Genomic DNA, 272 nt, shown 5'->3' with positions numbered 1-272 from the left:
ATACAACCGCTCATATTTATGATAATGCAAAAATTCATGATAACGCTAAGGTCTGTGGGCATGTTTATGGTAATGCCGTAATTAGTGATAATGCTACTATTTCTAATAGTGCCAAGGTTTATGACAATGCCCGTGTCTATGAAAGTGCCTATGTTTGTGGCTATATTTTTGGTAATGCCCGTGTGTATGGCAAGTCACGCATTTATGTCTGGGCGCGGGTTTATGATAATGCCCATGTTTTTTGTAATGCCTGGATTAAGGATTATTCAAGT

1 pseudogene is annotated in these 272 nt (G+C 38.2%); it reads left to right on the top strand.

Annotated elements, in window-relative coordinates:
• A pseudogene (locus ACFING_RS10100) lies at positions 1-272 on the top strand (hypothetical protein); the annotation flags it as partial.

The sequence above is a fragment of the Bartonella sp. AP150HLJHH genome (genome assembly GCF_042196385.1).
GTDB lineage: Bacteria > Pseudomonadota > Alphaproteobacteria > Rhizobiales > Rhizobiaceae > Bartonella.
This window is presented reverse-complemented; position numbering and strand designations above follow the sequence as displayed.